This window comes from Sphingomonas sp. SFZ2018-12 (assembly GCF_022496715.1).
In the GTDB taxonomy this organism is placed as follows: domain Bacteria; phylum Pseudomonadota; class Alphaproteobacteria; order Sphingomonadales; family Sphingomonadaceae; genus Sphingomonas.
The window spans coordinates 1,452,559-1,466,541 of record NZ_WTFM01000001.1; the positions used below are offsets into that span (position 1 = coordinate 1,452,559).

The 13,983-nt window shown below is 68.0% G+C and carries 16 protein-coding genes; 12 read left to right on the forward strand and 4 right to left on the reverse strand.

The window, feature by feature from the left end; translation table 11 throughout:
• Positions 1 to 52 precede the first annotated feature (52 nt).
• From rpmH to dapE, 9 genes are all read left to right on the forward strand, one after another.
• Complete coding sequence (rpmH, locus tag GO308_RS06755) at positions 53 to 187, forward strand: 50S ribosomal protein L34 (RefSeq protein WP_010545931.1); 135 nt, start codon at positions 53 to 55, stop codon at positions 185 to 187.
• Between the two features lie 26 nt (positions 188 to 213).
• A complete protein-coding gene (gene rnpA, locus GO308_RS06760) occupies positions 214 to 510 on the forward strand; it encodes a ribonuclease P protein component (protein ID WP_240885207.1) in 297 nt (98 codons plus the stop codon).
• On the forward strand, positions 507 to 719 hold the full coding sequence (yidD, locus tag GO308_RS06765) for a membrane protein insertion efficiency factor YidD (RefSeq protein ID WP_066546851.1): 213 nt from the start codon (positions 507 to 509) through the stop codon (positions 717 to 719). Before rnpA ends, yidD begins: the two co-directional genes overlap by 4 nt.
• Positions 720 to 747: 28 nt before the next feature.
• A complete protein-coding gene (gene yidC, locus GO308_RS06770; RefSeq protein ID WP_240884747.1) occupies positions 748 to 2,454 on the forward strand; it encodes a membrane protein insertase YidC in 1,707 nt (568 codons plus the stop codon).
• 148 nt (positions 2,455 to 2,602) lie between these two features.
• The gene (yihA, locus tag GO308_RS06775; RefSeq protein ID WP_066547370.1) at positions 2,603 to 3,238 is read left to right on the forward strand and encodes a ribosome biogenesis GTP-binding protein YihA/YsxC; all 636 of its coding nucleotides are present in this window, start codon (positions 2,603 to 2,605) and stop codon (positions 3,236 to 3,238) included.
• A complete protein-coding gene (locus GO308_RS06780) occupies positions 3,235 to 3,576 on the forward strand; it encodes a gamma-glutamylcyclotransferase family protein (RefSeq protein ID WP_240884749.1) in 342 nt (113 codons plus the stop codon). Before yihA ends, GO308_RS06780 begins: the two co-directional genes overlap by 4 nt.
• Positions 3,577 to 3,650: 74 nt before the next feature.
• Complete coding sequence (locus GO308_RS06785; protein ID WP_240884751.1) at positions 3,651 to 4,250, forward strand: heme-binding protein; 600 nt, start codon at positions 3,651 to 3,653, stop codon at positions 4,248 to 4,250.
• A gap of 36 nt (positions 4,251 to 4,286) precedes the next feature.
• Entirely contained in the window at positions 4,287 to 4,955 is a 669-nt protein-coding gene (locus tag GO308_RS06790) for a glutathione S-transferase family protein (protein ID WP_066547381.1), read from the forward strand.
• Positions 4,956 to 5,040: 85 nt separating this feature from the next.
• Positions 5,041 to 6,198 (forward strand): succinyl-diaminopimelate desuccinylase, encoded by a 1,158-nt coding sequence (gene dapE / locus GO308_RS06795; protein WP_240884753.1) that lies wholly within the window; start codon positions 5,041 to 5,043, stop codon positions 6,196 to 6,198.
• Here the strand turns inward: dapE and GO308_RS06800 are convergent.
• From GO308_RS06800 to GO308_RS06815, 4 genes are all read right to left on the reverse strand, one after another.
• Positions 6,155 to 7,834: a bifunctional diguanylate cyclase/phosphodiesterase gene (locus GO308_RS06800; protein WP_240884755.1), complete on the reverse strand. Its 1,680-nt coding sequence runs from the start codon at positions 7,832 to 7,834 to the stop codon at positions 6,155 to 6,157. The two genes, dapE and GO308_RS06800, sit on opposite strands and share 44 nt — an antisense overlap.
• Positions 7,835 to 7,905: 71 nt before the next feature.
• Entirely contained in the window at positions 7,906 to 8,487 is a 582-nt protein-coding gene (locus GO308_RS06805; RefSeq protein ID WP_240884757.1) for a Smr/MutS family protein, read from the reverse strand.
• A complete protein-coding gene (locus tag GO308_RS06810) occupies positions 8,468 to 9,724 on the reverse strand; it encodes a murein transglycosylase A (RefSeq protein WP_240884759.1) in 1,257 nt (418 codons plus the stop codon). Before GO308_RS06810 ends, GO308_RS06805 begins: the two co-directional genes overlap by 20 nt.
• Before the next feature lie 17 nt (positions 9,725 to 9,741).
• On the reverse strand, positions 9,742 to 10,386 hold the full coding sequence (locus tag GO308_RS06815; protein WP_066480154.1) for a Tim44/TimA family putative adaptor protein: 645 nt from the start codon (positions 10,384 to 10,386) through the stop codon (positions 9,742 to 9,744).
• 166 nt (positions 10,387 to 10,552) lie between these two features.
• Here GO308_RS06815 and secB point away from each other — a divergent pair, with 166 nt between their 5' ends.
• Genes secB through trpS form a run of 3 tightly spaced genes read left to right on the forward strand, consistent with a single transcriptional unit; the run spans position 10,553 to position 13,687 of the window.
• Positions 10,553 to 11,074, forward strand: coding sequence for a protein-export chaperone SecB (gene secB / locus GO308_RS06820; RefSeq protein ID WP_066480156.1), 522 nt, complete (start codon positions 10,553 to 10,555; stop codon positions 11,072 to 11,074).
• A 22-nt stretch (positions 11,075 to 11,096) separates the two neighbouring features.
• Entirely contained in the window at positions 11,097 to 12,659 is a 1,563-nt protein-coding gene (gene murJ, locus GO308_RS06825) for a murein biosynthesis integral membrane protein MurJ (RefSeq protein WP_240884760.1), read from the forward strand.
• Positions 12,660 to 12,679: 20 nt separating this feature from the next.
• Positions 12,680 to 13,687 carry a tryptophan--tRNA ligase gene (gene trpS, locus GO308_RS06830; protein ID WP_240884762.1) on the forward strand — a complete coding sequence of 336 codons (1,008 nt, stop codon included), beginning with the start codon at positions 12,680 to 12,682 and terminating at the stop codon, positions 13,685 to 13,687.
• Positions 13,688 to 13,983: the final 296 nt, after the last annotated feature.

Sequence of the window (13,983 nt, forward strand, 5' to 3'; positions counted from 1 at the left end):
ACGGCCGTCCCATGGGCGGCCCTTTTGCGTTTTGAACTTCAGGGAATGAGCGATGAAGCGGACTTTTCAGCCGAGCAACCTGGTGCGTGCGCGCCGGCACGGCTTTCGCGCCCGCATGGCGACGCCGGGCGGCCGCAACGTGATCCGGGCGCGCCGCGCGCGCGGTCGCAAGAAGCTGTCGGCCTGATCCAACTTACCCGGCGCGGCGACTTTCTGGCGGCGAACGCCGGACGCCGCGCGCCGACCCCCGGCTTCGTCCTGCTGGTCCGGCCGCGCGACGACGGCGACCCGGCCATGCGCGTCGGCTATACCGTATCCAAGAAGGTCGGTAACGCCGTCATCCGCAATCGGATGAAGCGGCGCCTGCGCGAACTCGCCCGCGCGATCCTGCCCGACCATGGCGTGCGCGGTGCCGACCATGTCCTGATCGGGCGAAACAGCGGAATCGAGCGCGATTTTCACCAGCTGGGCGACGAGCTGGTCCGCGCGCTGCGCAAGACCGCCCGGTGATCGCGCGCGTCATGATCCTGCTCGTGCGCGGCTGGCAGCTGGGGCCATCGGTCATCCTGCCGCCGTCGTGCCGCTATCAACCCTCCTGTTCGGCCTATGCAATCGAGGCGCTTCGTCGCTATGGGGCGCTGAAGGGCGGATGGCTCGCCGCCCGGCGCATCGCGCGCTGCCATCCCTGGGGCGGGCACGGCCATGATCCGGTGCCGTGAGACGCAATTTTCCGTTTGAGGACGATCGGTGAAAGACGAACAGAAAAACTTCCTGCTCTTCGCGGTGCTGGCCGCGGTGATCCTGTTCGCCTGGGAACCGATCCTCGGCACCTTCTTTCCCAACCTGGTCAGCCGCCCGCCCGCGACCGTGCAGAAGGGCGAGATCAAGACCGCCCCTGCCCCCGATGCCGACCCGACCGCCGACAGCCCGGCGGCGATCCGCGACCGGGCGATCGTGTTGCGCGAAACCCCGCGCATTGCCATCGAAACGCCGCGGCTCCGCGGTTCGATCAACCTGAAGGGTGCGCGGATCGACGATCTCGTGCTGGTCCGCCACAGCGAGACGATCGAACGTGGGTCGCCACCCATCCGCCTGTTGTCGCCATCGGGTGCGCGCGACGCCTATTTCGCCGCGTTCGGCTGGTCGGGCAGCGGCGTCGCGCCGCCGGCCCCGGACGCGCTGTGGCAGGCGAGCGGCGCGCGGCTGACCCCGGCCACCCCGGTCACGCTGTCGACCACCAGCGGCGGCCAGCAGTACCAGATCCGCATCGCGATCGATGACGGCTATCTTTTCACCGTCCAGCAGAGCGTGCGCAACGCCGGTGCCGCGCCGGTCAGCCTTACCCCCTATGCGCTGCTCAGCCGCCAGGGCGTGTCGAAGGATCGCGACACCTGGACCATCCACGCCGGCCCGCTGGCCGTGCACAACGGCGCGGTCGATTACGGCGTGGATTATTCGACCGTGGGAGAGGACGGGCCGCAGCGTTACAATTCGACCGGCGGCTGGATCGGCTTCACCGACATCTACTGGCTGACCGCGCTGGTGCCCGACCAGAAGCAGCCGACCGAAATGCAGTTCCGCAGCCCGCGCGCCGACGCCTATCAGGCCGACTTCCGTGCCCCGGCCCGTGTCGTCGCGCCGGGTCAGAGCTTTACCCAGACCACCCGCTTCTTCGCCGGCGCCAAGGAGGTCGAGCTGCTCGACCGCTATGAGGATGAAGGTGGCATCACCCTGTTCGGCAATGCGATCGACTGGGGCTGGTTCGAGATCATCGAGAAGCCGATCTTCACCTATCTGACCTGGCTGTTCCACATGGTCGGCAATTTCGGCTTCGCGATCATCTTGCTGACCTGCACCGTGCGGCTGCTGATGTTCCCGATCGCGCAGCGCCAGTTTGCGTCGATGGCGTCGATGCGGGCGATCCAGCCCAAGCTGAAGGCGCTGCAGGAACGCTGGAAGGACGACAAACCGCGCCTCCAGCAGGAAATGATGAAGCTCTACAAGGACGAGAAGGTCAATCCGGTCGCCGGCTGCCTCCCCACCCTGCTCCAGATCCCGGTCTTCTACGCGCTCTACAAGGTGCTGATGCTGACCATCGAAATGCGGCACCAGCCGTTCGTGCTGTGGATCAAGGATCTGTCGGCGCCCGATCCGCTGACACCGGTCAACCTGTTCGGCCTGATCCCGTTCACGCCCCCGGCTTTCCTGGCAATCGGCGTGATCCCGATCCTGCTCGGCGTCAGCATGTATTTCCAGTTCAAGCTCAACCCCGCGCCGATGGACGAAACGCAGAAACAGGTGTTCGCAATCATGCCGTGGGTGCTGATGTTCGTGATGGCACCGTTCGCGGTCGGCCTGCAGGTCTACTGGATAACCTCGAACGTACTCACCATCGCGCAGCAGCAATGGCTCTATTCGCGCCATCCCGCGCTCAAGCAAAAGCCGGCGACATGAGGATGGTCATCCAGATCCTCCCCGAGCTTGCTCGGGGAGGGGGGCCGCTCGCCGCAGGCGAGGGGTGGAGGGGCATGGCGGGGCGAAACCCCTCCACCATTTGCTACGCAAATGGTCCCCCTCCCCGAGTCGAGCTCGGGGAGGATTTATGAGCGAGGACATCGAGCTCATCGAGGCCGCGCGCCGGACCTTTGCGGGTCCGGTCGCTTTCCTGAAGTCCGCGCCCTCGCTTCAGCACCTGCCCGCACCCACGGTGCCCGAGATCGCGTTTGCGGGCCGGTCGAATGTCGGCAAGTCTTCGCTGCTCAACGCGCTTGCCGGGCGCAATGCGCTCGCGCGCACGTCGAACACGCCGGGGCGGACGCAAGAGCTCAACTTCTTCGACATCGGTGATCCGCTGCGCTTTCGCCTGGTGGACATGCCGGGCTACGGCTTTGCCAAGGCGCCGAAGGACATGTTGCGCCAGTGGCGCTTCCTGGTGAACGATTTCCTGCGCGGCCGCGCGGTGCTGAAACGCACGCTGGTACTCATCGATTCGCGCCACGGCATCAAGGATGTCGATCGCGAAATCCTCGACATGCTTGACCAGGCGGCGGTCAGCTATCGCGTCGTCCTCACCAAGGCCGACAAGATCAAGGCGAGCGAGCTGGCCGACATGTTCGCGCGCACCACCGCGGAGGCGCGCAGACGTCCGGCCGCGCATCCCGACATCCTCGCGACCTCGAGCGAAAAGGGCATGGGCATTCCCGAATTGCGCGCCGCCGTCCTCGAAGCGATCGGGTGAGCGCGGCAGATCAGGCGCTGTTCTCCTATGGCACGCTGCAGCTCCCCGAGGTGCAGCGTGCGACGTTCGGCCGGTTGCTGGCGGGCACGCCGGACGTACTGACCGGGTTCCGCCGGATCATGATCGAGATTGACGACCCGGATGTGCGCGATGCGAGCGGGATCGCCACCCACCCGGCGCTGGTGGCCGACCCGGACGCCCCGCCGATCCCCGGACAGGTGTTCGACGTGACAAATGCCGAACTGGCCGCCGCCGATGTCTACGAAAGCGCGAATTACCGACGCATCACAGTCACGCTGATGTCGGGGCGTAGCGCCTGGGTCTATATCCGGGCATAGCGGCCGCAACGCCCGGCGGGTTCGCGCGTTGGGCGGCCGATGCCCGACGGCGGTATGGCTTGGAAGGAAACTCGATGAGCAAGACGGCACAATGGGCGAAGATCGGCGGCGGGATCGCCGCGCTGGCGGTGGGCGCGGGCGCATGGTTCGTCTGGCGCGAGAAATCGGTCGAGCAGCCGGACTTCACCCTGGTCGAGCAGGACGGCGATTTCGAGATCCGCGACTATCCGGAGATCACCGTCGCCGAAACCGTGGCGGCGGGCGCGCGGCGCGAAGCCACCAATGCCGGGTTCCGGCGCCTGGCCGATTACATCTTCGCGAAGGACCGCGCCGGGGAGAAGATCGCGATGACCGCCCCCGTGCTTCAGGATCAGGACGGCGGCACGGCCTGGCGCACGCGCTTCGTGATGCCCGCCGCGCGCAGCCGCGCCACGCTTCCCACGCCCCACCGAAACGTCGCGCTGACGACGTTGCCACCACGCCGGGTCGCGGCGGTCCGGTTCTCCGGCAACGCCGATGCAATGGCGCTCGAGACGCACGAACGCGCGCTGCGCGAATGGCTGACCGGGCGCGACATCCTGCCGACCGGGCCAGTCGAATATGCGTTCTACAACTCGCCCTTTGTGCCGGGTCCGCTCAAGCGCAACGAAATCCTGCTGCCGATTGCGGGTTAGGTTGCCGCTCACCATGCGGGCCGCTATCCCCGCACCATGCTCAAGATCATCATCGGCAACAAAGCCTATAGCTCGTGGTCGCTGCGCGGCTGGCTGGCGGTGCGGCAGTCGGGGCTGCCTTATCAGGAAGTGGTCGTGCCGCTGTACGACGCCGACTGGGACCGGCGGCGCGAGGGCGACGAGTTCGCGCCGTCGTCGGGCAAGGTGCCGATCCTGTGGGACGGCGATATCGTCGTCTGGGATTCGCTGGCGATCATCGAGTATCTGAACGAGAAGACCGCGTGCCAGTGCTTCTGGCCCGAGGACCTCGCCGCGCGCGCCATGGCGCGGTCGATGGCTGCGGAGATGCATTCGGGCTTCTCGGCGCTGCGGCGCAAGCACAGCATGAACGTCCGCCACGTCTATCCGCCGCGTCAGCCCGACGACGACGTGCTGCAGGAGCTCGACCGGCTCATGGAAATCTGGGCACAGGCGCGGGCCCGTTATGGCGGCGCGGGCAAGTTCCTGTTCGGCGATTTCGGCGCGGCCGACATCATGTTCGCCCCCGTCGTGACCCGGCTGGTCACCTATTCGCTGCCCGTCGCCCGCTTTGCCCCGGCCTATATGCACGCGGTGCTCACCCATCCGTTCATGCAGGATTGGCTCGCCGCCGCGCAGGAGGAGGAATGGGTGATCGAGAAGTTCGAGGGGCCGGTCCAGGCCTGAGCGCGCGCGTGATCACCGCTGGCGGGATTGTGTCGGGCGCGGGCTTGCGCGATGGCGGTGTCCCGCCCTGCCGAAAGAACCGCGATTGACCGACCTGCTCGACCTGACCCGTGCGCTGATCGACGCCGAGAGCATCACGCCCGCAACCGGCGCCGTGTTCGACGTGCTTGAGGCGGCGCTCGTCCCGCTTGGCTTTAATGTCGATCGCTTTATCGCGGGCGGCCCCCCGCACGGGCCGGTCGAGAACCTGCTCGCCGTTCGCGGGGCCGGCGGCACGCATTTCGCCTTTGCCGGGCACCTCGACGTGGTGCCGCCGGGCAAGGGCTGGACCACCGACCCGTTCCGGGCGGAGCTGCGCGGCGGATTGCTGCATGGCCGCGGTGCCGTCGACATGAAGGGGGCGATCGCCGCCTTTGTCGCCGCAGCCGCGCAGACGCCCGCCGATCTCGGCACGATGAGCCTGATCATCACCGGCGACGAGGAAGGCCCGGCGATCCACGGCACGATCGCGCTGATCGAGCGGATGAAGGCGCGCGGGCTAAGCCCCGATTACTGCCTGGTCGGCGAACCGACATCGGTCAGCCGGCTGGGCGACATGATCAAGATCGGGCGACGCGGTTCGGTCAATATCTGGATCGACGTCCCGGGCCGGCAGGGCCATGTCGCCTACCCGCACCTCGCCGACAATCCGATCCCGCGACTGGTCAGGGCGCTGGCTGAGCTCGACGCGCTCGTCCTCGACGAAGGTACCGACTGGTTCCAGCCCACCAACCTCGAGATCACTGACCTGACGGTCGGCAATCCGGCGACCAACGTCATCCCGGCAGCGGCGCAGGCGCGGCTGGGCATTCGTTTCAACGACCTGCATCGCGGCGACGCGCTGGTCGCGCGTGTGCGCGACATCGTCGAAGCGCACGCCCCCGGTGCGGAGGTACGTGCGATGGTGTCGGGCGAGGCGTTTCTGACCCCGCCGGGCGCGTGGTCCACCCTGGTCTCCGACCGGATCGCCGCACATACCGGCCATTCGCCCGAATTGTCGACGACGGGCGGGACATCGGACGCGCGTTTCCTGTCACGGCTGTGCCCGGTGGTCGAGTTCGGACTGGTCAACGCGACGATGCACAAGCTCGACGAGGCGGTCGCGATCGACGACCTGACGTTGCTCGCCGCGATCTATGCCGACATCGCGCGCGGCGCGTTCAGCTTGCCGCCCGCATCAGCTGCCGGTCACGCGCCCAGTTGAGGAAGGTCGCCTCCTCCATCGGGCGCCCGATCGCATAGCCCTGGAGCACGTCGCAGCCGATCACGCGCATGACCTCGGCCTGCGCGGCGTTCTCGATCCCCTCCGCCACAGCCTCGCACCCGAGCCCGTGGACCAGCCCGATCACCGCCTGGACGATGGTGCGCGCCTCGGTCCGTTCGGCGACCTGCTCGATCAGCGACCGGTCGATCTTGACGCGATCGACCGGCAGCATCTGCAGCCGGCCGAGATTCGAATAGCCCGTTCCGAAATCGTCGATCGCGACGGTCGCCCCATCGGCGCGAAGCTGCGCGATCGCATCGATGACGTCGTCGCTACAGCTCATTACCAGGCTTTCGGTAATCTCGAGCTCGACCAGCCGCGCCGGCGCGCCGGCCGCACGCAGCGCGTCGCGCAGCCGTCGGAAAAAGCCGGCATGATCGAGCTGGCGCGGGCTGATGTTGACGGCAAGTCGCTGCTCGACGCCCAGCTTCGTCCAGCGGGCGATCGTTTCGGCAACACGATGGATCACCCAGTCACCGATCTCGACGATCAGGCCGGTTTCCTCGGCGCGCTGGATGAAGCTGCCGGGTAGCCGGAGGCCATCGGGATGTCGCCAGCGCAACAGCGCCTCCGCGCCGATCAGCCGGCCGTCGATCGCCGACACCTGCGGCTGGAACGCCAGCGTGAACTGGTCGCGCGCGACCGCGGTGCGCAGGTCCTGTTCGAGCCGCGTCCGCGCGTCGATCTCGGTCGCCAGCTGCTCGGTGAAATGTTCGACGCAGCCGCGCCCGTTGGCCTTCGCCTGATACATCGCCGCGTCCGCCGCGCGCATCAGCTCGCTCAGCGACCGGCCGTGCCGGGGGCGGACGGCTACGCCCACCGATGCGCCGATCTCGATCGACTGACCGCCGAGGTCGAAGCTTTCGCCCAGCGCGAACAGGATGGCGCGCCCGATCCGGTCGATCCGCCGGGGTTCACGGATATCGGGAAAAAACATGGTGAATTCGTCACCCGCCAGCCGGCCGATCAGCACCGGTCCGGTGCCTGCGGCGGGTTCATCGGCGAACCGCGCCGCCACCGCTCGCAGGCGATTGGCGACCATGCCGAGCAGGACGTCGCCGGTGGCGTGACCCATCGTGTCGTTCACCGCCTTGAACCGGTCGAGATCGATGAAGAAGATGGCGGCGGCCGCGTCCGCGGGCAGCTCGGCCAGCGCACGCTCGCAGCAGCGCCTGAAGTGGATGCGGTTGGGCAGGTCGGTGACGCTGTCGAACATGGCCAGGCGCTGGACGGTGTCGAGATTGCCGTGCATCTGACGAAACAGGCTCTCCATCGCGGCGGCGAGCGTAGGCACGAAACGGCTCACCTGCTCGGGCACTTCGCCTTCAAGGTCGCCGTTCGCCGCGCGGGCCAAGCGCGCAATGGCTTCGTCGATGGCAGCGGCGGTGTTGGCGACGGCGTGTTCGGCATAGGCCCAGCACATCGTCGCACACACGATTGCGGCGACGAGAGAGGCGGCGGTGCCCGATATGTCGATCCGCCCGTTGGTGGTGGCCGCGAGCGCCAGGATGAAGGCGATTCCGCCCGCGCAAAGGGCAAAGGCGACCGCCTTGCTTTTGAGCGAGAAGACTTCCATCGACCGATCCGAAACTCCGCTTGCCGAACCACCCTCGTCCGGCACGGCGCGTCGTTTTTGCCCGGAAACCGTTAAAATTTCGGTGCCGCAACCGTCGGGCGGCGGAGCACGAGATAGAGTGCACCGGCACCGCCATGACGCGGATGCGCCTGACGCACGGCGGCGATACGATCGGCGTGGCGCGATACCGCGAGCCAGTCGTGAACCGCCGCCCGGATCGCCCCGCGGGGATAGGGTCGCGCCGCGTCGTTTCCAGGCGGGCGGCCGGTGATGAGCAACAGCACCCGGTCACCCCGCGCGATTGCGTTGGCGAGCCCGGTGTCGAGCGCGGCATGGGCGCTGGCCAGCGTATGGCCGTGCAGGTCGATGCTGGAGTCCGGCGCCAGCGTGCCGCGCCGGATGCGCTGATCCCAGCTGCGGTCGAGCCCGCCCTCCGCCAGCGACTTGGGTGCCGATGCCGGCTTGGCGAGGGGCGGCGGCGGCGGGACGCGGCCCTTGCGTCGCGGGGTTGATACCTCGGTGGATGCCGCGGCGGCGGCGGCGGGTTCCACCGGAGCCTTCGCGCGTGCGGCGGCGGGAGCGAGCGGGCGCACCGTCGCCATCACCTTTGCCCACAGCGCCTGTTCGGCCGGGCTAAGGCGCCGGCCGGTCATCGCCCCGCGCGGTCAGCCGCGCCGCCGCCGGCTTGGGCAGCAGGATGAAGGCGGTGCCGCGCGCGGACATGCCGCCCGCGATCGCCCGCGCCTCCGCCCCCGCGCCCCAGAATGTATCGAAGCGATTCGGCCCCTTGATTGCCCCGCCGGTATCCTGCGCGATCCACAGTCCGGAGGCATCGACACGGTCCATCGACAAGAAGACGGGTGCGCCCAGCGGCACGAAACGCGGATCGGCAGCGACGCTCGCCTGCGCGACGACGGGCAGGCCCAGCGCACCCAACGGCCCCGGGCCGGTGAGTTCGCGGAAGAAGACGAAGCTCTTGTTCTCGCGCATCACCGCGCGCCCTTCGGCCGGGTTGGCGCGCAGCCACGCCATCAGCCCTTGCATCGATGCCTGGTCTGGGCCGATCAGCCCGCGATCGCGCATCAGCCGGCCGATGCCGGTATATTCGCGACCGTTCTGCCCGGCATAGCCGATCCGCATCACGCCCCCGTCGGGCAGCCTCAGCCGCCCGGAACCCTGGACCTGAAGGAAGAAGAACTCGATCGGGTCCTCCGCATAGGCGATTTCGAGGCCGCGCCCGGCAAGCGCACCTTCCTCGATCTCGGTCCGGTCGAAATAAGGGACAAGGGCATTGCCGCTCACGCGCCCGCGCACCTTGCGCTCGGCCAACTCGTTCGAAAACAGCCCGAGATCCACCTCCACGATATCCTTGGGGAGCGCGTAGATCGGCGTCTGATAAGGGCCCGTGCGGGTACGCGACCCGCTGATCTCTGGTTCGTAATAGCCGGTGGCAAACGCCTTGCCGTCGCCGACCTGGACCGGGTCGAACCAGCGCCCGAAAAAGTCGCGTGCGGCGCCCGGTGCGGTGGTCCGCGCTGCGGCACAGGCCGGCGCCCAGTCGGCCGGCATCGACAGACCCGAACTGTCCGCGCGCCGCGTCAGCGTGCCGCAGCTGGTGACGAAGGCCGCGAGTGCGCGGGCCGCGCCGGCCGCCTCGATCGGCAGGCCGGTCAGCGGTGGGCCGGCAACCACGCCCGCCAACGCCGCGGTGGTGACGCCGCTCGCGACCGTTGGCGCGGCAACCGGTTTGATCGGCGTCGCCGCGACCGGCTGGCGAGCGGCAGGCGTGGAGCCTGTAACTCCGGGAGCCGGCCGCGCATCACGCGGCACGACCGCACATCCCGCCAGCATCAGCGCGATGAGCGGCCCGGCGACACCTTTCATCTGCATTCCCCCGAACCCGCCGGTCAGGCTTCGTCGGTCTCGGCCAGTTTCCAGTTGGGATCGTCGCTGCGCAGCCGCCGCGTGAAGGTCCACACGTCGTGCGTCTGAACCGCATCGCTCAGCGAACCCGCAACCACATTGCCATCGGCGTCGCGCGTGACCGCAGCGATATCGGCGTCGAACCGGACGACGACGCGTGCGACGCCGTTTTCCACCGAAGCGCCGTCGATCAACGCTTCCTCGATCGACACGACCCGGTTGTCGAGGACATGGCCGGCGGCTTCACGCTCATCGATTGCCGCCTCGAACGCCGCCTTCACGTCGCTTTCGGTCAGCCAATCGAGCGTGGCGCGATCGCCCTTCCAGAAGGCTTCGAGCACCATGCGATAGGCACCCTTGGCCCCGTCGAGGAACTGGGCGACGTCAAACGACGGATCGGCAGCGATCAGCGCGCGAACGCCCCGTTCGGCCCCGTCGGAAAAAACGCGCGCGCCTGCATCGCGCGGCTCGACCGGCGTTTCGACCTGACGCGGCAGGCTGCTGGGCGGGAAACGCTCTTCCGCAGGTTTGGGCAGCGGCTGTTCATGCCCGGTGCGCTTGCCCAGGACCGAATACAGGCGCAGCGCCAGAAAGGCCGCCACCATCGCGAGCAAAACTACAACCAGCATCATCGCTCCACCATTCACGCTCCCCAACATAGGCGCAAGGGCCCCGGAGTTCAAATGCCCCGCGGGCGAGGTGCGACGGGCGTTGAACTGCCCCCCTGCCCCTGCTACGCGCCGCGATCATTCGACCGCGCATCCGTGCGCCACCCCACCACAGATGGATTTCCCGATGGACGAGCAAGACACCCCGCAGATGCCGAACGCCGGCGGCCCGGACGGCGAGGACCAGGCACCGGTCGCCAGCGTCATTTCGCAATATGTGAAGGACCTGTCGTTCGAAAATCCCAACGCCCCGGCGATCTACCAGCGCCAGGGCCAGCCCAAGATGGATGTCCAGTTCAACATCGGCGCGGGCCAGGTCGGCGAGGACGTGCACGAGGTCGTCCTGAAGATCGAGGCGCGTGGCGAGATCGACGGCCAGGTGCTGTATCTCGTTGATCTCAGCTATGCCGGACTGTTCCTGCTGCGCAACATCCCCGCCGAGCATCTCCAGCCGTTCCTGCTCGGCGAAGCGCCGCGCATCCTGTTCCCCTTCGCGCGCCGCGTGCTGGCCGATTCGGTGCGCGACGGCGGCTTCCCGCCGCTGATGCTGGAACCGATCGACTTCGGCGCGCTGTTCATGCAGCAGGCGATGGCGCGCCAGGTCGAGGCGGGCGAAGGCGATTTCGGCGGGCCCGCCGGCAACGCCTGACGACCGGCCCGGGCGCAGGACGATGAAGCTCGCGCGCGCGCTCGGATCGGTCGGCGGGCTGACCCTGGTCAGCCGATTCCTGGCGCTCGGCCGCGATTCGCTACAGGCGACCTTTGTCGGCGCGGGCTTTGCGTCCGATGCGTTTCTGGTCGCGTTCCGCCTGCCCAACATGTTCCGCGCGCTGTTTGCCGAAGGCGCATTCTCGGCCGCGTTCATCCCGCTGTTCAACCGCAAGGTGGCCGAGGGCGGCGACCGCGCCGCCGGCATCGCCTTTGCCGAACAGGCGCTGGCGGTGCTGCTGCCGATCCTGATCGTCTTCACCGGCATCATGATCGCGCTCGCCTGGCCGATCACCTTCGCTTTGTCGGGCGGGTTCAACGATCCGACGCCAGAGCAGTTCGCCTATGCGGTCACGCTGTCGCGGATCACCCTGCCCTATCTGATGCTGATCTCGCTCGTGTCGCTGCTCGGGGGCATCCTCAACTCGCTCGACCGCTTCTGGGTCAACGCGGCCGCGCCGATCCTGCTCAACATCGCGATGATCGTCGCGCTGGTCGGTTTTCGCGGCGGTGATCCCTATGCGACCGCCCGGGCACAGGCCTGGGCGGTGACCGCGGGCGGCGCGCTTCAGCTCGGGTGGCTCATCCTCGCCTGCCGCGCGGCGGGGGTGAAGCTGCGCATCCGCCGCCCGCGCCTGACCCCGGAAATGCGCGAGCTGCTGCGCCTCATCATCCCTGCCGCCGCCGGCGCGGGCGCGGTCCAGGTCAATCTGCTGATCTCGACCGCGCTGGCCGGGCGACTGCTCGAAGCGGGGTCGATCTCGTACATCTACTATGCCGACCGGCTGAACCAGCTGCCGCTCGGGCTGATCGGCATCGGGCTCGGCACCATCCTGCTGCCGACGCTGTCGCGCCAGCTCGCCGCAAAGGAGGACGAGGTGGCGATGACGACGCAGAACCGGGGAATCGAGCTGGCGCTGCTGCTTACGCTCCCCGCCACCGTCGCCTTCATCGTCGCGGCCGAGCCGATCGTCGCCGGGCTGTTCCAACATGGCGCGTTCACCGCGGCCGACACCCGCGCAACAGGGCTGGCGCTCGCGGTCTTCTCGCTGGGCCTGCCCGCCTATGTGCTGATCAAGGTGCTGACGCCGGGCTATTACGCCCGGTCCGACACGCGCACACCGGTCCGCTATGCAACCTGGTCGATCGGCGTGAACATCGCGGGCAACCTCATCCTCATCCCCCTGATCGGCCATGTCGGTCCGCCGCTGGCCACCGCGCTGGCCGCACTCGTCAACGTGGCGATGCTTTACCGCACGCTGGTGCGGCGCGGCGATTTCGTCGCCGACGCGCAGCTTCGCCGCCGCCTGCCGCGTCTCGCGCTCGCCGCGCTGATGATGGGCGGCGCGCTCTATGCCCTCGACCATCTCGCCACGCCCTACATCGCCGGCAGCCTGTGGGTGCGGATCGCGGCACTGGCGGCGCTGGTCGCGGGCGGCATCGCGGTCTATGCCGCGGCGTGCTTTGCGACCGGCGCGTTCGCGGTCGCCGATCTTCGTCAACTCGCGCGCCGCCGTCGCGCCTGAACCGCAGGGAACTTCAGAACATGCGCGTCCTGTCCGGCATCCAGCCCACCGGCAACCTCCACCTCGGCAATTATCTGGGCGCCATCCGGCAATGGGTGGCGATGCAGGACGCGATGGGTGCGGACGATCAGTGCCTGTTCTTCCTCGCCGACCTGCACGCGCTGACCGTCGCGATCGACCCGGCCGACCTGGCCGCGAGCACGATCGAAATGGCCGCCACGCTGCTGGCCGCCGGCATCGACCCCGCGCGCGCCATCCTGTTCAACCAGTCACGCGTCTCCGCTCATGCCGAACTGTGCTGGATCCTGCAGGGCACCGCGCGGATGGGGTGGCTCAACCGCATGACCCAGTGGAAGGACAAAGCCGGAAAGAACCGCGAGGGCGCGAGCGTCGGGCTGTTCACCTATCCGGTGCTGCAGGCCGCCGATGTCCTCGCTTATCAGGCCACGCACGTGCCGGTGGGCGAGGACCAGAAGCAGCATCTGGAGCTGGCGCGCGACATCGCGACCAAGTTCAACACCGATTTCGCGGTCGAGCTGTTCCCGCTGCCCGAGCCGCTGGTGTCGGCCGAAGCGCCGCGCATCATGTCGCTGCGCGACGGCACGGCAAAGATGTCGAAGTCCGACCCGTCGGACATGAGCCGGATCAACCTGATCGACGACGACGACCTGATCGTCCAGAAAATCCGCAAGGCGAAAACCGACCCCGAGCCGCTGCCTGCGACGATGGCGGAATTGGAGGCACGTGCCGAGGCGCGCAACCTGGTGACGATCTATGCCGCCCTTTCGGGTGAGGCACCGGCGGAGGTGCTGGCGCGCTTTGCCGGGCAGGGTTTTGGCGCGTTCAAGCCCGCGCTCGCCGAACTGGCGGTCGCGACGCTGGGACCGATCCGCGACCGGCTGACGCGGTTGCTCGACGACCGGGCGGAGGTTGGGCGGCAGCTTGCCGAGGGTGCGGCCCGCGCGCACGCGCTTGCAGCCCCGACGCTGCGCGCGGCCAAGCAGGCGGTCGGGCTTCAGATCGGCTGATCGCGGGACGACGCCCGTCGCACCAACGCGGCACGGCAAAACTGTCCCTGAATCGGACGTTAACCATAGTCGCGTGCCGTGCAGCGCACGATCTTGCCAATTCGAGACAGTAAACGTGGTTAAGCCGCTTGAACTGAGGTCGGGCTTCTGTGCTGCTGTCAGTCGGAAACAGTGTTCGCATCACCTGCTTTCGCCAGGCGCACGCAACGATGGAAGAGTGACCTATGTCGGTGAAGATGGCTTTGACGAAACTCTGCGCCTGTGCGGCGGGCGGTGCCCTGATCGGCGGCGGCGCG